19 protein-coding genes are annotated in these 17,415 nt (G+C 69.1%); 13 read left to right on the top strand and 6 right to left on the bottom strand.

Annotated features, from left to right (window positions below; genetic code table 11):
• Nucleotide 1 precedes the first annotated feature (1 nt).
• The 5 genes from TSH58p_RS11255 to TSH58p_RS11235 are packed head-to-tail and all read left to right on the top strand — an operon-like array spanning nt 2 to nt 2,827.
• Entirely contained in the window at nt 2–544 is a 543-nt protein-coding gene (locus tag TSH58p_RS11255) for a GNAT family N-acetyltransferase (RefSeq protein WP_109069967.1), read from the top strand.
• Nucleotides 545–558: 14 nt separating this feature from the next.
• A complete protein-coding gene (hisA, locus tag TSH58p_RS11250) occupies nt 559–1,308 on the top strand; it encodes a 1-(5-phosphoribosyl)-5-[(5-phosphoribosylamino)methylideneamino]imidazole-4-carboxamide isomerase (protein WP_109069966.1) in 750 nt (249 codons plus the stop codon).
• A complete protein-coding gene (gene hisF / locus TSH58p_RS11245) occupies nt 1,308–2,093 on the top strand; it encodes an imidazole glycerol phosphate synthase subunit HisF (RefSeq protein ID WP_109069965.1) in 786 nt (261 codons plus the stop codon). Before hisA ends, hisF begins: the two co-directional genes overlap by 1 nt.
• Nucleotides 2,086–2,427, top strand: a complete 342-nt coding sequence (locus TSH58p_RS11240; protein WP_109069964.1) for a phosphoribosyl-ATP diphosphatase — start codon at nt 2,086–2,088, stop codon at nt 2,425–2,427. The genes hisF and TSH58p_RS11240 overlap by 8 nt, the downstream gene beginning before the upstream one ends.
• Before the next feature lie 31 nt (nt 2,428–2,458).
• The gene (locus TSH58p_RS11235; protein WP_109069963.1) at nt 2,459–2,827 is read left to right on the top strand and encodes a histidine triad nucleotide-binding protein; all 369 of its coding nucleotides are present in this window, start codon (nt 2,459–2,461) and stop codon (nt 2,825–2,827) included.
• Between the two features lie 133 nt (nt 2,828–2,960).
• Here the strand turns inward: TSH58p_RS11235 and TSH58p_RS11230 are convergent, their stop codons facing one another.
• The 3 genes from TSH58p_RS11230 to TSH58p_RS11220 all read right to left on the bottom strand — a co-directional run bounded on the left by TSH58p_RS11230 (nt 2,961) and on the right by TSH58p_RS11220 (nt 5,818).
• Entirely contained in the window at nt 2,961–3,803 is an 843-nt protein-coding gene (locus tag TSH58p_RS11230; RefSeq protein ID WP_109069962.1) for a DUF1206 domain-containing protein, read from the bottom strand.
• A gap of 121 nt (nt 3,804–3,924) precedes the next feature.
• Nucleotides 3,925–5,130: a murein transglycosylase A gene (locus tag TSH58p_RS11225; protein ID WP_109069961.1), complete on the bottom strand. Its 1,206-nt coding sequence runs from the start codon at nt 5,128–5,130 to the stop codon at nt 3,925–3,927.
• A 13-nt stretch (nt 5,131–5,143) separates the two neighbouring features.
• Complete coding sequence (locus tag TSH58p_RS11220; protein ID WP_162600053.1) at nt 5,144–5,818, bottom strand: Tim44/TimA family putative adaptor protein; 675 nt, start codon at nt 5,816–5,818, stop codon at nt 5,144–5,146.
• Nucleotides 5,819–6,060: 242 nt separating this feature from the next.
• Here TSH58p_RS11220 and TSH58p_RS11215 point away from each other — a divergent pair, with 242 nt between their 5' ends.
• Nucleotides 6,061–6,678: an FxsA family protein gene (locus TSH58p_RS11215; protein ID WP_109069959.1), complete on the top strand. Its 618-nt coding sequence runs from the start codon at nt 6,061–6,063 to the stop codon at nt 6,676–6,678.
• 100 nt (nt 6,679–6,778) lie between these two features.
• Nucleotides 6,779–7,276 carry a protein-export chaperone SecB gene (gene secB, locus TSH58p_RS11210; protein WP_035670309.1) on the top strand — a complete coding sequence of 166 codons (498 nt, stop codon included), beginning with the start codon at nt 6,779–6,781 and terminating at the stop codon, nt 7,274–7,276.
• Nucleotides 7,277–7,416: 140 nt separating this feature from the next.
• Here the strand turns inward: secB and rho are convergent, their stop codons facing one another.
• A complete protein-coding gene (gene rho / locus TSH58p_RS11205; protein WP_109069958.1) occupies nt 7,417–8,673 on the bottom strand; it encodes a transcription termination factor Rho in 1,257 nt (418 codons plus the stop codon).
• Between the two features lie 374 nt (nt 8,674–9,047).
• On the opposite strand from rho, the gene TSH58p_RS11200 reads away from it, so the two are divergent.
• Nucleotides 9,048–11,807, top strand: a complete 2,760-nt coding sequence (locus tag TSH58p_RS11200; protein WP_109069957.1) for a cation-transporting P-type ATPase — start codon at nt 9,048–9,050, stop codon at nt 11,805–11,807.
• A gap of 16 nt (nt 11,808–11,823) precedes the next feature.
• On the opposite strand, the gene hemJ is transcribed toward TSH58p_RS11200, so the two are convergent.
• Together hemJ and hemE are read right to left on the bottom strand one after the other, a co-directional pair.
• Nucleotides 11,824–12,252, bottom strand: coding sequence for a protoporphyrinogen oxidase HemJ (gene hemJ / locus TSH58p_RS11195; RefSeq protein WP_038530217.1), 429 nt, complete (start codon nt 12,250–12,252; stop codon nt 11,824–11,826).
• A gap of 49 nt (nt 12,253–12,301) precedes the next feature.
• Complete coding sequence (gene hemE / locus TSH58p_RS11190; RefSeq protein WP_109070012.1) at nt 12,302–13,327, bottom strand: uroporphyrinogen decarboxylase; 1,026 nt, start codon at nt 13,325–13,327, stop codon at nt 12,302–12,304.
• Nucleotides 13,328–13,775: 448 nt separating this feature from the next.
• On the opposite strand from hemE, the gene TSH58p_RS11185 reads away from it, so the two are divergent.
• Genes TSH58p_RS11185 through dnaQ form a run of 5 tightly spaced genes read left to right on the top strand, consistent with a single transcriptional unit; the run spans nt 13,776 to nt 17,389 of the window.
• A complete protein-coding gene (locus TSH58p_RS11185; RefSeq protein ID WP_109069956.1) occupies nt 13,776–14,624 on the top strand; it encodes a pyruvate, water dikinase regulatory protein in 849 nt (282 codons plus the stop codon).
• Nucleotides 14,621–15,229: a nucleoside triphosphate pyrophosphatase gene (locus TSH58p_RS11180; RefSeq protein ID WP_109069955.1), complete on the top strand. Its 609-nt coding sequence runs from the start codon at nt 14,621–14,623 to the stop codon at nt 15,227–15,229. Before TSH58p_RS11185 ends, TSH58p_RS11180 begins: the two co-directional genes overlap by 4 nt.
• On the top strand, nt 15,226–16,065 hold the full coding sequence (locus TSH58p_RS11175) for a shikimate dehydrogenase (protein ID WP_109069954.1): 840 nt from the start codon (nt 15,226–15,228) through the stop codon (nt 16,063–16,065). Before TSH58p_RS11180 ends, TSH58p_RS11175 begins: the two co-directional genes overlap by 4 nt.
• A 9-nt stretch (nt 16,066–16,074) precedes the next feature.
• Nucleotides 16,075–16,719 carry a dephospho-CoA kinase gene (gene coaE, locus TSH58p_RS11170; protein WP_109069953.1) on the top strand — a complete coding sequence of 215 codons (645 nt, stop codon included), beginning with the start codon at nt 16,075–16,077 and terminating at the stop codon, nt 16,717–16,719.
• Nucleotides 16,712–17,389 carry a DNA polymerase III subunit epsilon gene (gene dnaQ, locus TSH58p_RS11165; protein WP_109069952.1) on the top strand — a complete coding sequence of 226 codons (678 nt, stop codon included), beginning with the start codon at nt 16,712–16,714 and terminating at the stop codon, nt 17,387–17,389. The genes coaE and dnaQ overlap by 8 nt, the downstream gene beginning before the upstream one ends.
• The last annotated feature ends 26 nt before the right edge of the window (nt 17,390–17,415 follow it).

Below are 17,415 nucleotides of genomic sequence, written 5' to 3'. Positions count from 1 at the left end.
CATGGCCGACGTCACGGTCGAACGCATCGACACGCTGAAGACCGGCGACCTGCACGACCTGTGCGACGCCGCCGACGACGCCGTGAAGGCGGGGGGCGGCTTCGGCTGGGTGGCGCCGCCCGCCCGCGAGATCATGGAACGCTACTGGAAGGGCGTTCTGGTGGTGCCGGAGCGCATCCTGTTCGTCGGCCGGCTGGACGGCGTCATCGCCGGCTCCGCCCAGCTCGTCAAGCCGGCCCGCAACAACGAGGCGCAGGCCCACGCCGCCACCCTGACCACCAGCTTCGTCGCCCCCTGGGCGCGCGGCCACGGGCTGGCCCGCCGCCTGACCGTGGCGGTGGAGGAGGAGGCGCGGGCGTCCGGCTTCCGCGTGCTGAACCTCGACGTGCGCGAGACCCAGAGCGCGGCCATCGCGCTGTACGAGGATCTGGGCTTCAAGCGCTGGGGCACGCATCCCTTTTATGCGCTGGTGGACGGCAACAGGCTGGCCGGACATTTCTATGTGAAAGACCTCACCCCCGACACGCTTCACGACACGCCATAGGACGAGACACCGCGATGATCATCTATCCCGCCATCGACCTCAAAGACGGTGCCTGCGTTCGGCTGCTGCGCGGCGAGATGAGCCAGGCGACCGTCTTCAACACCGAACCCGCCGACCAGGCCCGCCTGTTCGAAAGCCAGGGCTTCGAATGGCTGCATCTGGTCGATCTGAACGGCGCCTTCGAGGGCAAGCCGGTCAACGGCAAGGCGGTCGAGAGCATCCTGGGCGCCGTGACCATCCCGGTGCAGCTGGGCGGCGGCATCCGCGACCTGAAGACCATCGCCATGTGGCTGGAGAAGGGCGTCAGCCGCGTCATCCTCGGCACCGTCGCCCTGCGCGAGCCGGAGCTGGTCCGCGAGGCCTGCAAGGAGTTCCCCGGCAAGGTCGCGGTGGGCATCGACGCGCGCGAGGGCTACGTGGCCGTCGCCGGCTGGGCCGAGACCTCGACCATCAAGGCGCTGGATCTGGCGCTGAAGTTCGAGGACAGCGGTGTGGCCGCCATCATCTACACCGACATCAACCGCGACGGCGCCATGGGCGGCGTGAACGTCGAGGCGACCTCCGACCTCGCCTTCCACCTGACCACCCCGGTGATCGCGTCGGGCGGCGTCTCCTCCATCGACGATCTGATCGCGTTGAAGAAGGAGGAGGACACCGGCATCCAGGGCGTCATCTGCGGCCGCGCGCTCTACGACGGGCGCATCGATCCGAAGACGGCGCTCGACCTGCTCTCCCCCGCCCCCGTCACCGGAAAGGCCGGCTGATGCTCAAGATGCGCGTCATCCCCTGCCTGGACGTCAAGGACGGGCGGGTCGTCAAGGGGGTCAACTTCGTCGATCTGATCGACGCCGGCGACCCCGTGGAGCAGGCCCGCGTCTATGACCGGGAGGGGGCGGACGAGCTGACCTTCCTCGACATCACGGCCAGCCACGAGAACCGCGACACCATCTACGACGTGGTGCGCCGCACCGCCGAGCAGGTGTTCATGCCGCTGACCGTCGGCGGCGGCGTGCGCACGGTCGAGGACATCCGCAAGCTGCTGCTGGCCGGCGCCGACAAGGTGTCGATCAACACCGCGGCCATCCACCGTCCGGAGTTCGTGCAGGAGGCGGCGGAGAAGTTCGGCGCCCAGTGCATCGTCGTCGCCATCGACGCCAAGCAGGTCGAGCCGGGCCGCTGGGAGATCTTCACCCACGGCGGGCGCAAGGCCACGGGCATCGACGCCATCGAATGGGCCAAGCGCATGGAGTCCTACGGCGCCGGCGAGATCCTGCTGACCTCGATGGACCGCGACGGCACCAAGAGCGGCTTCGACCTCGCCCTGACCCGCAAGGTGGCCGACGGCCTGCGCATTCCGGTGATCGCGTCCGGCGGCGTCGGCACGCTGGACCATCTGGTGGAGGGCATCCGCGAAGGCCACGCCACGGCGGTCCTGGCGGCCTCCATCTTCCATTTCGGCACCTACACCATCGGACAGGCCAAGGCGGCGCTCGCCGACGCCGGCATCCCGGTGCGCCCGGCGCGCAGGGTGGAGGCGTCCAATGTCTGAGGACAAGAAGGCCGTCAACGCCGAGGTCCTGGACCGGCTCTACGCCACCGTCCAGGCGCGCAAGGGCGCCGATCCGGAGACCTCCTACACCGCCAAGCTGTTCCACCGCGGCACCGCCAAGATCGCCCAGAAGGTCGGCGAGGAGGCGGTGGAAACGGTCATCGAGGCGGTGCGCGGCGACAAGGCGGCGATGGCCTCGGAATCGGCGGACCTGCTCTATCACCTGATGGTGCTGTGGGCCGACGCCGGTCTGGAGCCCGCCGAGGTGTGGGAGAAGCTGGCCCAGCGCGAGGGCACCAGCGGCATCGCCGAGAAGAAGGCGCGCAAGGCTTAACGAAGTTCAAGGCGGAAGGGGAAACGACGCGATGGCCAAGACCTACGATCCCAACAACGTCTTCGCCCGCATCCTGCGCGGCGAGATCCCGTGCAAGAAGGTCCTGGAGACCGAGCACGCGCTGGCCTTCCACGACATCAACCCGCAGGCCCCGACGCACATCCTGGTGATCCCGAAGGGCGCCTACGTCGATATGGACGATTTCAGCGCCCGCGCGACGGAGGCGGAGATCGCCGGCCTGTTCCGCGCGGTTGGCGAGGTTGCCCGCGGCGCCGGCGCCGCCGAGCCCGGTTACCGCATCCTGTCCAACTGCGGCGAGGATGCGAACCAGGAGGTTCCGCACCTGCACATCCACGTCTTCGCCGGTCGCCGCCTCGGCCCGATGATCACCCAGGGGTGAGGCTCGGCAGACGATCCACGTGAAACATCGGCTTGAAACGTCGGCTTGAAACGTCGGCCTGAGACAGAAGGGCGCCGGGGAAACCCCCGGCGCCCTTTCCTTTTGGCCCGGCCTTTCCGGTCCGGTGCCCTGGTCACACCATGGCGCGGATCTGCCGCTCCGCCGCTTCGCCGTCGATGCGGCAATAGACGGCCTGGACAACGCTGAAGGCGCCGAAGGCGAACAGCCCGGCGGCCACCACCCCGAGCAGCCAGGGACCGTAGGGCTGCTGCTGAAGGAACTGCAGAGCCTTGAGCAGCCCGCCGGACTCCGACGAGTCCGACTGCCACGCCGCCACCATGAAGAAGCTGCCGACCACCGCGAAGACCAGCCCCTTGGCGGCGAAGCCGAAGCGGCCGATCGGGCAGATCACCTTCATGGTGTTCGGGTCGGCGTCCAGTTCACGGCGGAAGCTGGCCTTGTAGGCCTTGACGGCGTGGGCGATGGCCGCGCCAATGATGGCGGCCCCCACCGCGGCGACCAGGACGCGGCCCATCGGCTTGGTGAGCAGCCACGCCGTCCAGTCGTGCGCTGCCGCCTCGCCATCGCCGCTGCCCCCGCCGCGCCCGGCCAGAAGCTTGATGGCGAAGACCGCCAGACCGGCGTGGATCACCCCGGCGACGGCGAAGCCGGCGCGGACCACCAGCCCCTTGGGCGAGGTCCCGGCATGATCGACGTCCAGCACCGCCTGCATGACCCGCCACAGCGCGTAGCCGGCCAGACCAAGGGCGGTCAGCGCCAGCAGGACGGAGCCGAAGGGGTGCTGGAACAGCTCGACCAGCGCGCCCTTGGTGTCGGTCGGCCGGTTGCTGCCATAGGCCGCCGTGACGGCGAACCAGCCGACGATCAGATAGACGAGGCCGCGCGCGGCGTAGCCGAGCCGCGCCAGCCCTTCGATTTCATTGAGCCTGTCGATTTGGCGTTCGAGCGGGGTCATGGCCCCCTCCCCCCGTGTGTCAACCAGAGCCGCCGTTGGCCAGAACGACCAAGATCGGCGGTGGTTGACACAACCGAAGCCGCTGCGCTTCGGTTCCTCGGCGGGGGGAAACAGGCGGCGGTCAGCTCGCCGGGGCGACCGTCTTGGGCAGCAGGACGTAGTATTCCCCGGCGCTTTTCATCACGCCGGCCTTCGCCTCCGCCTCCGGACCGTGGCCCCAGAAGACGTCGCCGCGGACCGGGCCGCGGATGGCGCCGCCGGTGTCCTGGGCGATCAGCAGGCGGCGCAGCGGCGTCCGGGCGTCCAGCGGGTCCTCGGCGTCCAGCCAGACCGGCACGCCGTAGGGCAGGAACTTGGAATCGATGGCGAGGCTGCGTCCCGGCGTCAGGGCGACGTTCTGGGCGCCGTTCGGCCCCTCCCCCTTCAGCTCCTGGAAGAAGACGTAGGAGGGGTTCTTGTTCATCAGCGCCGCCGCCTCGCCGGGGTTGGCCTGGAGCCAAGCGCGGATGGTCTGGAGCGACACCTCCTCCCGCTTCAGGGCGCCGCGGTCGATCAGCTCCCGCCCGATGGCTACGTATTTGTGGCCGTTCTGGGCGGCGTAGCCGACGCGCGTCTCGGTCCCGTCGGGGAAGCTGACGCGGCCCGATCCCTGGATGTGCAGGAAGAAGGTGGCGATGGGGTCCTGCAGCCAGACCAGTTCCAGCCCCTTGCCGCTCAGCGCGCCGGCCTCGATGGCCGCGCGGTCCTCGAAGGGCTTCAGCCGGCCCGCGGTGACGCGCCCGGCGATGCGCTCGCCCTTCCAGCGGTCGGCGAACTCGCCGAGATCGACCATCACCAGATCGGCCGGACGCTTGTAGAGCGGCACCGGAAAGGCCGGGTCCGCCGTCCGGCTGCCCTTCAGCTCGACCTCGTAATAGCCGGTGAAGAGGCCGCGCCGCTCGGCGTTGTTGGCCGCGGCGTAGGGGGTGAACCACGTCTCGAAATAGGCGCGTGCCGCGGCATCGTCGCCGGGCGGCAGCTTGGCCAGCTCGGCGCAAGGGCCCTGCCAGTCCGCCGCCTTGCCGCCGACCCCGTCCGGGCCGATGGAGCGGTCGGCGGCCAGCGCCCTGACCTTCGCGCAGGAGCGCTGGAAGGCCGGGACGGCCTCCGCCACGCGGTCGGCGTTCCAGCCGGGCAGCGCGCTGAAGGCGACGGGGGTGAGGACCAGCTTCTCGGGCGGCGGGGGCGGCGGCGCCTTGGCCTCCTCCTCCTTCCGCTCGCAGCCAATGAGAAACGCCGCGGCAAGGACTGCCGCGGCGCTGAGACGAACAACCGGAAGAGAGAGCATCAGAACCGATCGGTCATTGAGGGGTGCGGGTTTCGACGAGCGACCAGTTCGGGTCGCTGGCCCGGGTGTTGCGGGCGAAGGTCCAGACGTCCACGGCCTCGACCACGGCGTTGGGATCGCCGTCCACCACAGCGCCGGCGCTGTTGCGCACGACGTTCATCTGCTCCGACACGAACTTCACGGTGACCAGCGCGGTGCGGCCGTCCATGCGGGCCTCCACCACGTCGGCGTCGGTGATCGTCTCGATGCGGGTCTCCAGCGTCTCGCCCGCCGCCTGGCGCTCGCGCACCGCGCGGGCGAAGTTGTCGTAGACCTCGTCGGAGAGCAGCGGGCGCAGGGTGGCCGTGTCGCCCTTGGCAAAGGCCTCCACGATCATCTGGAAGGCGCCGCGGGCGCCCTGCAGGAAATACTTCTCGTCGAAGCTGGGGTCGGCGGCCTTGATCTGCTCCAGCGCGGTGGCCAGCGACACCGGCTCGTCGGGCGACGGCGCGGCGTTCGGCACAGGCCGCTCGCGGTTGGGCATCGCCACCACGTTGTCCGGCTGGTTGTTGGGGCGGGCCGTGAAGGGGTTCGGCCGCTGACGCTCCTCACCGGTGCGGCGGCCGAGCACGCTGCGCAGCCGGTACACGAGAAACGCCGCGATCATCGCGAAGATCAGGATCTCGACGAACACAAACCCATCTCCCATCATCCATCCTTCCGGGTGACTGAAGGCCGGCCCCGAAAACACCGGCCCCGCTTGATCCACTACTGGACCCTTCGGCGGGTGAGCATTAAGTGTACCGGAACGGTGCCGGGACCAAGTCCCTGCTCGCTCTCTCCGCCGAGGATTCCACCCGATGACCCGTGCCGGAGCTGTTCTTCCAACCAAAGATCGGGTGCGTACCCTGGTGTAGATAGGCCCTTGGGGTTGAAAGAGCAAGGACGGCCATGAATCCACTGTTGCTGTTGTTCCTTCTGCTGCCGATCGCGGAAATCGCGACCTTCATCGAGGTCGGTGACTGGATTGGCGCCGGCCCGACGGTCGGGCTGGTGATCCTGTCCGCCATTCTCGGGTCCGTGCTGATCCGCTGGCAGGGCCTGTCCGTCCTGAAGCGCGCTCAGCAGGCGGCGGAGCGCGGCGAGAGCCCGGTCGGCGCGGTGTTCGAGGGCTTCTGCGTCGTCGTCGCCGGCCTGCTGCTGATCATCCCCGGCTTCCTGACCGACATCGTCGGAATCCTGCTGTTCGTGCGCCCCATCCGCAACGCCCTGGGCCGCTGGCTGTTCGACCGTATGAAGGGGGTCGCGTCCTACCAGATGGGCGGACGGATGGGCGGACGGACCTGGAGCAGCGGCGGTCCCGCCGGATCGGAGGGCGGCCCCCAAGGCCACCCGCGCAACCGCCCGCCGCCGGGCGTGATCGACGTCGATTACCAGGAGGTCGACCCCGACGGCGGCCGTCCGGGAAGCGCCGGTCCGGCGGACCGCGACGGGCCCGACGACATGCCCAAGCTGGGTGACTCCCGCTGGGCGCCGCCCGGTTCGCCCCACCGCAACGACCGCGGGTGAAACGCACCGGTTTCACTTTGTGGAGCCCGCGGTTCCGTGCTAGCCAGCGGGTCTTGAAGACCTTTCCATCGTGATGCCGCCCAGCGGCCAGGAGTTGTCCATGTCCGATCAGCAGATCAACGGTCAAGATCAGGAAGCCGCCTCGTCGCTGCCGATGCATGTGCTGGCGCAGTATGTGAAGGACCTGTCCTTCGAGAACCCCAACGCCCCGCAGAGCCTGCTGCCCGGCCAGCCGCAGCCGCAGGTCAACATCGGCGTGGACGTGCAGGTTCAGCCGATGGGCGAGGACGTCTACGAGGTCGTGCTGAAGCTGCATTGCGAGGCCAAGCAGGCCGAGGCGACCGCCTTCCTGGTCGAGGTCGCGTACGGCGGCCTGTTCCAGCTTCCGGGCCTGCCGCAGGAGCATCACCGCCCGGTGCTGCTGATCGAGGCGCCGCGGATGCTCTTCCCGTTCGCCCGCGCCATCGTCGCCGGCTGCACCCAGGACGGCGGCTTCCCGCCGCTGATGATCAACCCGATCGATTTCGTCGACCTGTACCGCCGCCAGACCGCCGGCCAGCAGGCCCAGGCCGAAGAGGCCCCGCAGTCGCCGTTCTGATGACGCGGTTCTGACAGCACCGTCCTGATCCGGGCCATCGGTTTCGGACAAACAAAAGGCGGGAGGCTCCACGGGGCCTCCCGCCTTTTTTCGTGCCCTCCCCCGCCCTTCGACCGGACGGGGGGAGAGACAATCCTCGACTACTGGTTCATGGACTCGAAGAATTCCGAGTTCGACTTGGTGTGCTTGAGCTTGTCGACCAGGAAGTCCACCGCGTCGGTCACGCCCATCGGCATCAGGATGCGGCGCAGGATCCACATCTTGGAGATGGTGCCCTTGTCGACCAGCAGCTCCTCCTTGCGGGTGCCCGACTTGGAGATGTCGATGGCCGGGAAGGTGCGCTTGTCGGAGAGCTTGCGGTCCAGCACGATCTCCGAGTTGCCGGTGCCCTTGAACTCCTCGAAGATCACCTCGTCCATGCGGCTGCCGGTGTCGATCAGCGCGGTCGCGATGATGGTCAGCGAGCCGCCCTCCTCGATGTTGCGGGCGGCACCGAAGAAGCGCTTCGGGCGCTGCAGCGCGTTGGCGTCGACACCGCCGGTCAGCACCTTGCCCGAGGAGGGAACGACGGTGTTGTAGGCGCGGGCCAGACGGGTGATGGAGTCCAGCAGGATCACCACGTCGCGCTTGTGCTCAACCAGGCGCTTGGCCTTCTCGATGACCATCTCGGCGACCTGGACGTGGCGCGTCGCCGGCTCGTCGAAGGTGGAGCTGATGACCTCGCCCCGCACGGAGCGGGCCATGTCGGTCACCTCTTCCGGACGCTCGTCGATCAGCAGGACGATCAGGTAGGCTTCCGGGTGGTTGGTCGCGATGGAATGGGCGATGTTCTGCAGCATCACGGTCTTGCCCGTGCGCGGCGGGGCGACGATCAGCCCGCGCTGGCCCTTGCCCAGCGGCGCCACGAGGTCGATGATGCGGCCCGTGTAGTTCTTCTTGGTCGGGTCGTCGACTTCCATGCGCAGCCGCTCTTCCGGGTAGAGCGGGGTCAGGTTGTCGAAGTTGATGCGGTGGCGGACCTTGTCCGGCGCATCGAAGTTGATCGTGTTGACCTTGAGAAGGGCGAAGTAGCGCTCGCCGTCCTTGGGCGCGCGGATCTGCCCTTCGACCGTGTCGCCGGTGCGCAGGCCGAAGCGGCGCACCTGGCTGGGGCTGACGTAGATGTCGTCGGGGCCGGGAAGATAGTTGGCCTCCGGCGAGCGCAGGAACCCGAAGCCGTCCTGAAGAACCTCGAGCACGCCGTCGCCGTAGATCGGAACATCGTTTTCCGCCAGCTGCTTGAGGATGGCGAACATCATGTCCTGCTTGCGCAGCGTGCTGGCGTTCTCGATCTGCAGTTCCTCGGCGAACGCCAGCAGTTCGGCGGGGCTCTTGCACTTCAGCTCTTGGAGATGCATGGGGGTGCCTTAAGGGAATCGGTCATGCGAGGGGGAGTGCCAGAGGTCCCGGGCCGGCGCAGGGTGCGTCGGTTGAGCGTCGGACGGCGCTGAAGGCTGGGAATGCCTGTCGGACGTCGCGCCCAGATCGTTGGGGAGGGACGGAACGGCGGATGTGGGATGGGTGCCCGCGAGGCTTGCCGCCCCGTGGTGGGAAAGATGGTTAGCGGAACGCCGTCTGCAAGTCAAATGAAAGCGAATTCTTGGAAACGGGGCGGAATCTTGCGCGTCCCTGTCCGGATCACCTCGTCCGGGTCATGATGCCGCATCCCCTGTTATCCAGGCCACCAGGGCACGACCTGGGCGTTCAGGACAGAAACGGTTTGGTTGACATCATGAGCCCGCATGACCGTTCCGGAACCGGAACCATCGTTGCTCCCGAAGCCTCCACCGACCCCCTGCCCTGGCACGCCCAGCCTCCGGACCAGGCCTTGGCCGCGCTGGACAGCCCCGACGACGGGCTTACCCCGGAGGAGGCGGCCGGCCGCCGGCACCGGTACGGTCCGAACCGGCTGACCCCGCCGCCCCGGCGGTCGGCGCTGATGCGCTTCCTGGCCCAGTTCGACAACCTGCTGATCTATGTGCTGATCGGCGCGGGAATCGTCACGGTCCTGCTCGGCGAGTTCGTCGACGCCGCGGTGATCGCCGGCGTGGTGCTGATCAACGCCGCCATCGGCTATGTCCAGGAAGGCAAGGCGGAGCAGGCGCTGGACGCCATCCGCAACATGCTGTCGCCACAGGCGGTGGTGCTGCGCGGCGGCCATCAGGTGACCGTTCCGGCGGAGGATCTGGTGCCCGGCGACCGCGTCCTTCTGGCCTCGGGCGACAAGGTGCCGGCGGATCTACGGCTGGTCCGGGTCAAGGGCCTGCGCGTGCAGGAGGCGGCGCTGACCGGGGAATCCGTGCCGGTCGCCAAGAGCGCCGACGCGGTGGCCGTGGACGCTCCCCTGGCGGAGCGCGGCGGCATGGCCTATTCCGGCACGCTGGTGGCCCAGGGACAGGCCTCCGGCGTCGTGGTGGCCACGGGGGACCGGACGGAGCTGGGGCGCATCGGCACGCTCCTGGCGGGCGTGGAGGAGCTGACCACGCCGCTGCTCGCCCAGATGGCCGTCTTCGGCCGCTGGCTGACCATCGGCATCCTGGCGCTGACCGCGCTGACCTTCCTCTACGGCTCGCTGGTCCAGGGGGAGCATTGGGCGGACATGGTCATGGCCGCGGTCGGTCTGGCGGTGGCGGCGATCCCGGAAGGGCTGCCGGCGGTGATGACCATCACGCTGGCCATCGGCGTCACCCGCATGGCCCGGCGCAACGCCATCATCCGCCGCCTGCCGGCGGTGGAGACGCTGGGCTCGGTCGGGATCATCTGCTCCGACAAGACCGGCACGCTGACCCGCAACGAGCTGGTCGTGCAGACCGTGGTGACCGCGGCGGGCGATTGCGCGGTGACCGGCACCGGCTACCGCCCCGAAGGCGAGTTCCGCCGCGACGGCGCCGCCCTGGACCCCGCCGCCGATCCCGTCCTGACCGAGCTGGCCCGCGCCGCCCTGCTGTGCAACGACGCGGAGCTGCAGCGCGGCGAGGATGGCGGGGACGGCAGCGGCGGCTGGACGGTGGCCGGAGACCCGACCGACGGCGCCCTGCTGGCGCTGGGCATGAAGGCCGGGCTGGACGCGCGGGAGGAGGCCGCCCGCCGTCCGCGCACCGACGTCATCCCCTTCGAATCCGAACACAAGTTCATGGCCACCCTGCACCATGACCATGAGGGCCACGGGCTGCTGTACGTCAAGGGCGCGCCGGAGCGCGTGCTGTCCATGTGTACGCACGTACGGGCCGCGGACGGCGGCAGCGCGCCGCTGGACGCCGCCCGCTGGCTGGCGCGGGTGGAGGATCTGGCGACGCGCGGCCAGCGCGTGCTGGCGCTCGCCGGCCGCCCCGCTTTGCCCGGCCAGACCGTGCTGGACATGGACGATGTGCGGGAGGGGCTGACCCTGCTCGGCCTGTGCGGCTTCATCGATCCGGCGCGCGAGGAGGCGGTGGCGGCGGTGGCCCAGTGCCAGGCGGCGGGAATCCGCGTCAAGATGATCACCGGCGACCACGCCGGCACCGCCCAGGCCATCGGGCGTCGGTTCAACCTGTCGGGCGACGCCGTGTCCGGGACCGACCTGGACCGGCTGGACGACGCGGCGCTGGTCGCCGTGGCGCGCGACGCCGACGTCTTCGCCCGCACCACGCCGGAGCACAAGCTGCGCCTCGTCCGCGCGCTCCAGACGGCCGGCCACACGGTGGCGATGACCGGCGACGGGGTGAACGACGCCCCCGCCCTGAAGCGCGCCGACGTCGGCGTCGCCATGGGCTGCAAGGGGACGGAGGCCGCGAAGGAGGCCGCCAGCATGGTGCTGGCCGACGACAACTTCGCCTCCATCGCCCACGCGGTCGAGGAAGGGCGGACGGTCTACGACAACCTGCGCAAGACGATCCTGTTCATGCTGCCGACCAACGGCGCCCAGGCGCTGGTGATCCTGGTGGCGGTGCTGGCCGGCTACACCCTGCCGATCACCCCGGTCCAGATTCTCTGGGTCAACATGGTGACCGCGGTGACGCTGGGCCTGGCGCTGGCCTTCGAGCCTCCCGAGGCCGCGGTGATGAAGCGCCCGCCCCGTCCGCAGGACGAGCCGATCCTGCCCGGCTTCCTGATCGGGCGCATGGTGCTGGTGATGGCGCTTCTGGTCGCCACCAGCTTCGGATTCTTCCTGCTGCACGAAGGGCACGGCGACCCCACGCCGGTCGCCCGCACCATGGCCGTCAACGCCCTGGTGATGGGGGAGATCTTCTTCCTGCTGAACGCGCGGGCGGTCACCGCCTCGGTGCTGAACCGGCAGGGGCTGTTCGGCAGCCGTCCGGTGTGGATCTCCATCGGCCTGATGCTGGTCTTCCAGCTCGCCTTCACCTACGCCCCGCCCCTGCAGAGCCTGTTCGGCACGGCGGCGGTGGACTGGACCCAGTGGGTGGCCATGACGGCGGCCGGTCTGGCGATCTTCCTGGCGGTGGAGGCGGAGAAGGCGGTCACCCGCCGGGTGATGGGGCGGCGGGGCTGACCACCGCCCCATCCCGTCAGAACGGCTTCACGATCACGAAGATGACGATGCCGATCATCAGCAGGGTCGGCGCCTCGTTCCACATGCGGAAGAAGCGCTGCGGGCGGGTGTTGCGGTCCGCCTCGAAGTCCTTGCGCCAGCGCGCCATCATCATGTGCGTGCCGGTGAGCGCCAACACGAACAGCAGCTTGGCGTGCAGCCAGCCCTGCTTCATCCAGGCCGGCTCCATCACGATCATCGCGATTCCGAAGAGATAGGCAGCACCCATCGCCGGATTCATGATGGCGCGCAGCAGGCGGCGCTCCATCACCTTGAACCGTTCCGAGGATTCGGAGCCCGGCGCCGTCTCGCAATGATAGACGAACAGCCGCGGCAGATAGAGAAGCCCGGCCATCCAGGCGATGATGCTGATGACGTGCAGAGCCTTGACCCAGAGATAAAGCACCGGTCTCCCCTTCCCTTCCTGTTGCGCGCTTTTTTAACCTGCCGGGGCCTCAGCCGCGGTTCGGCCAGTCCTTGATCAGACGGGCCAGCTCGGCGACATGGTCCGGCGGCGTGGTCTGGATCACGCCATGGCCCAGATTGAAGACGAAGGGCTTGCCGGCGAGCGCCTCCAGAATCTCCCACGCGGCGGTCCGCAGGGCCTCGCCACCGGCGGCGAGCATGATCGGGTCGAGGTTGCCCTGCACCGGCAATCTGGATTGCAGATTCCCGGCCGCCCAAGCCACCGGGACGGTGGTGTCGAGCCCGACGGCATCCACCCCACTGCCCACCACGTAGGCCTCATAGGAGAGGCCCGCACCGCGCGGGAAACCGATGACCGGAATCGCGGGGTGGCGCGCCTTGATGAGATCCACGATCCGCCGCGTCGGCTCGATCACCCAGCGGCGGAATTCTCCGGCCGGCAGGACACCCGCCCAGCTGTCGAAAAGCTGGACGACCTCGGCCCCGGCCTCGATCTGGGTGCACAGGTAATCGGCGGTCACCTCGACCAGCAGATCCATCAGCGCGCCGAATCCGGCGGGGTCGCCGTAGGCCCAGCGCTTGACATGCGCGTACTCCTTGGACCCGGCTCCCTCGACCATGTAGCAGGCGATGGTCCAGGGAGCCCCGGCAAAGCCGATCAGCGTGGTGTGCGCCGGAATCGCGCTGGAGAGGCGGCGGACGGTCTCGTAGACCGGCTCCAGCCGCTCGTGGAACCGGTCGCGCGACAGGCGCTTGAGGTCTTCCACGCTTCTCACAGGGTCCAGCTTCGGCCCCTCGCCTTCCAGGAAGGCCAGCGGCTGGCCCAGCGCGTGCGGCACCACCAGGATGTCGGAGAACAGAATCGCCGCGTCCATGTCGTAGCGGCGCAGCGGCTGCAGGGTCACCTCCACCGCATGGTCCGGGTTGTAGCACATGTCCAGGAAGCTGCCGGCCTTGGCGCGCAATTCCCGATATTCCGGCAGGTAACGGCCGGCCTGGCGCATCAGCCAGAAGGGCGGGCGCGAACGCACCTCGCCGGCGAGGGCGGCGAGCATCGGCTTGGCAATCTTGGTCACGGCCTCGGACACGGCGGATCGTTCCCCTATGAGTGAATCGGGTCTGCGGGTTGTCTCCCCTCTACTCAGTATTCTTTTTAAAGAGAGAAAGAAAGAAGGGGTGGTGGGTGCCTGTGGAAAACGGGAATCCCCGCTTTGCGCGGAATCGTCCACAGGCGGGACGGCGCGTTGTGGACGAAAATCGGATTCTGTGGACGACTCCGGACGCTTTCTCCGGAAATGGCGGAAATGCTATATCGGGAAGCCTGGGAATCCCGTGGATAACATGGTCCGCGCGAGTCATTGTACCCATGTTCCGAAGAGGGCGCGCGGATTGTCCCGAAGGGGGCGCCAGCGGGGGCGACGAGTCCCGCCCGGAGGGACAGAATCCAGGAGATCCCCGTTGTCCACAGATTCGGACGGGTTCTCCACAACACGTTGGGGACGGATGAGACAGTTCCACCTGCATCTTGTGTCGGACGCGACCGGCGAGACGATCAACAGCGTCGCCCGCGCCTGCGTCATCCAGTTCGACGATGTTCGCCCGGTCGAGCATTTCTGGAATCTCGTGCGGACCGAGCGGCAGCTCGACATGGTTCTGGAGGGTGTCCAGGAGAATCGCGGCCTCGTCATGTTCACGCTGGTCGACGAGAAGCTGCGCCGCCGCCTCCAGGACTTCTGCCGCGAGGTGCAGGTCCCCTGCATCCCGGTGCTCGACCCGCTGATCAACGCGCTGGCCGCCTTCCTCGGCGTGGAATCGCAGCGCCAGCCCGGCCGCCAGCACGCCTTGGACGCCGAATATTTCGGGCGCATGGACGCGATGGACTTCGCGCTGGCGCACGACGACGGCCAGTCGAGCTGGGACCTGCACGAGGCCGACGTGATCCTGATGGGCGTGTCGCGCACCTCCAAGACGCCGACCTGCATCTATCTGGCGAACCGCGGCATCAAGGCGGCGAACATCCCGATCGTCCCCGGATGCCCGATGCCGCCGGAGATCGAGAAGCTGACCCGGCCGCTGGTCGTCGGCCTGACCAAGGACCCGGACCGTCTGGTGCAGATCCGCCGCAACCGGCTGAAGCTGCTGAACCAGAACGAGTCCTCGACCTACGTCGATCCCGAGGTGGTGCGCGCCGAGGTCACCGACGCGCGGCGGATGTTCACCCGGCGCGGCTGGCCGGTGATCGACGTGTCGCGCCGCTCCATCGAGGAGACGGCGGCGGAGATCATGATGCTGCTCGCCCGCCGCCAGAGCGGCGGCCTGCCCGGCGTCGTTCCAGAGGGGCCGTTGACGTGAGCGGAGCGGTTCCCACCGTCGTCCTCGCCTCCGGCTCGCGCACCCGGGCGGAGATGCTGGAGCGCGCCGGGGTGCGCGTCACGCTCGCTCCCGCCGCGGTGGACGAGGAGGAGATCAAGCTGGCCGCCCGCGCCGAGGGAGCCCCGGTCGAGGATGTGGCCGAGGCTCTGGCCGAGCTGAAGGCGCAGCGCGTCACCCGCAAGCACCCCGGCGCCCTGGTGATCGGCGCCGACCAGATGCTCGACTGCGAAGGCCGCTGGTTCGACAAGCCCGCCGACCGGGACGCGGCACGGACGCAGTTGCAGGACCTGCGCGGCCGAACGCACCGGCTGGTGAGCTGCGCCGTGGTGATCCGCGACGGCGAGCGGCTGTGGCACCATGTCGATCGCGCCCGCCTGACCATGCGTCCCTTCAGCGACGCCTTCCTCGACTCCTATCTGAACGCGGCGGGCGACGACGTGCTGGGGTCGGTCGGCGCCTATCACCTGGAGGGGTTGGGCGCGCAGCTCTTCCATCGGGTGGACGGCGACTTCTTCACGATCCTCGGGCTGCCGCTGCTGCCGCTGCTCGGGTTCCTGCGGGTGCATGGGGTGATTGCGGAATGACGATCAGCGGCAAGGCGAAGCTGGCCGGCGTGATGGGCTGGCCGATCGGTCATTCGCGCTCGCCCCGGCTGCACGGCCACTGGCTGGAGCAGTACGGCATCGACGGCGCCTATGTGCCGCTGGCCGTACAGCCCGACCGCATCGAGCAGGCCATCCGCGCCCTGCCCGCTCTCGGCTTCCGTGGCTGCAACGTCACAGTGCCGCACAAGGAGGCCGCCTACCGCACGGTTGACCGGCTGGACGCTACCGCCAAGCGGATGGGCGCCGTCAACACCATCGTGGTCGGCGAGGACGGGTCGCTGGAGGGTCGCAACACCGACGGCTTCGGTTTCATCGAGAATTTGAGGAGTGGCGCGCCGGGCTGGAAGGCTGCGGACGGGCCGGCGCTGGTCATCGGGGCCGGTGGCGCGGCGCGGGCCGTCGTCGCCTCCCTCCTCGACGAAGGGGCGCCGCGGGTCTGGCTGGTCAACCGCACGCGGGCGCGGGCCGACGAGTTGGCCGCCGATATCGGAGGCGCCATCGAGACCGCCGACTGGGTTTCACGTGAAACCCTCCTCGAAGGGGCGGCGCTGGTGGTGAACACGACGACCCAGGGCATGGCGGGCCAGCCGCCGCTGGAACTGGATCTGCGCGCCCTGCCCGGCTCCGCCGTCGTCACCGACATCGTCTACACCCCCCTGATGACCCCGCTGCTGGCCGCGGCGCAGGCCCGCGGCAACCGCGTGGTGGATGGCATCGGCATGCTGCTCCACCAGGCCCGCCCCGGCTTCGCCGCCTGGTTCGGCCGGGAGCCGGAGGTGACCGAGGCGCTGAAGGCCGCCGTTCTCCAGGGCTGAGGGCGCGCGATGATCGTGTTGGGACTCACCGGCTCCATCGGCATGGGCAAGAGCACGGCGGCGCGCATGCTGAAGCGCATGGGTGCGCCGGTCTGCGACAGCGACGCGGTGGTGCATGGGCTGCTGGGGCGTCATGGCGCGGCCGTGCCGGCCATCGCGGCGGCTTTTCCCGGCGTGGTCGTGGATGGCGCGGTGGACCGGCGGGCGCTGGGCGCGGCGGTGTTCGGCAACCCGGCGGCGCTGAAGCGGCTGGAGGCGATCCTCCACCCGGCGGTGCAGGCCGCACAGCGGCGCTTCCTGAAGCAGGCGGCGCGGCGGCGCGTCCGCGTGGCGGTTCTGGACATTCCCCTGCTGTTCGAGACGGGCGGAGAGCGCAAGGTGGACCGCACGGTGGTGGTCACCGCCCCCTTCCTGGTGCAGAAGTCACGGGTGATGGCGCGGCCGGGCATGACGGCGGAGAAGTTCGCCGCTATTCTGGCCCGGCAGACGCCCGACGCCGAGAAGCGGCGGCGCGCCGACCATGTCGTCAAGACCGGCGACGGGCGGCGGGCCACCCGGCGGGCGCTGCGCAACATCCTCGCCGACGTGAAGCGGCGCCGCGGCCGGCAATGGCCGCCGCGGGGATACCAGCCCGGACAGGTGGTTCATGCGTGAGATCGTCCTCGATACGGAAACGACCGGCTTCAAGCCCGAGGAAGGGCACCGGCTGATCGAAATCGGCTGCGTCGAGCTGCACAACCACGTCGCCACCGGCAAGACCTTCCACTGCTACGTCAACCCGGAGCGCGACGTGCCGCCGGACGCCGTGGCGGTGCACGGGCTGACGACGGAGTTCCTGTCGGACAAGCCGCTGTTCAACGACGTGGTGGCGGAGTTCGTGGCCTTCATCGGCGACGCGCCGCTGGTGATCCACAACGCGGCCTTCGACATGCACTTCCTGAACTGGGAGCTGCGGATCGCCGGCTATCCGGTGATGCCGAAGGACCGGGCCATCGACACGCTGCTGATGGCGCGGCAGAAGTTCCCCGGCGCGCCGGCCACCCTGGACGCGCTCTGCAAGCGCTTCGGCGTGGACAATTCCAGCCGCACCTACCACGGCGCGCTTCTCGACGCCCAGCTTCTGGCCGAGGTGTATCTGGAGCTGCGCGGCGGCCGTCAGGCCGGTCTGGCGCTGGCCTCCGGCCCGGCGGCGGGCGGTCCCGCGTCGATCCGCATTGACCGCCCCTACCGCGCCCCGCGCGCCCACGCCCCCAGCGAGGAGGAGCTGGCCGCCCACGCGGAACTCCTCAAGAAGCTGAAGAACCCGCTCTGGGCCGCCGAGTGAGATGTTATTCCCTCTCCCCTCCGGGG

The organism is Azospirillum sp. TSH58 (genome assembly GCF_003119115.1).
Classification (GTDB): domain Bacteria; phylum Pseudomonadota; class Alphaproteobacteria; order Azospirillales; family Azospirillaceae; genus Azospirillum.
This window is presented reverse-complemented; position numbering and strand designations above follow the sequence as displayed.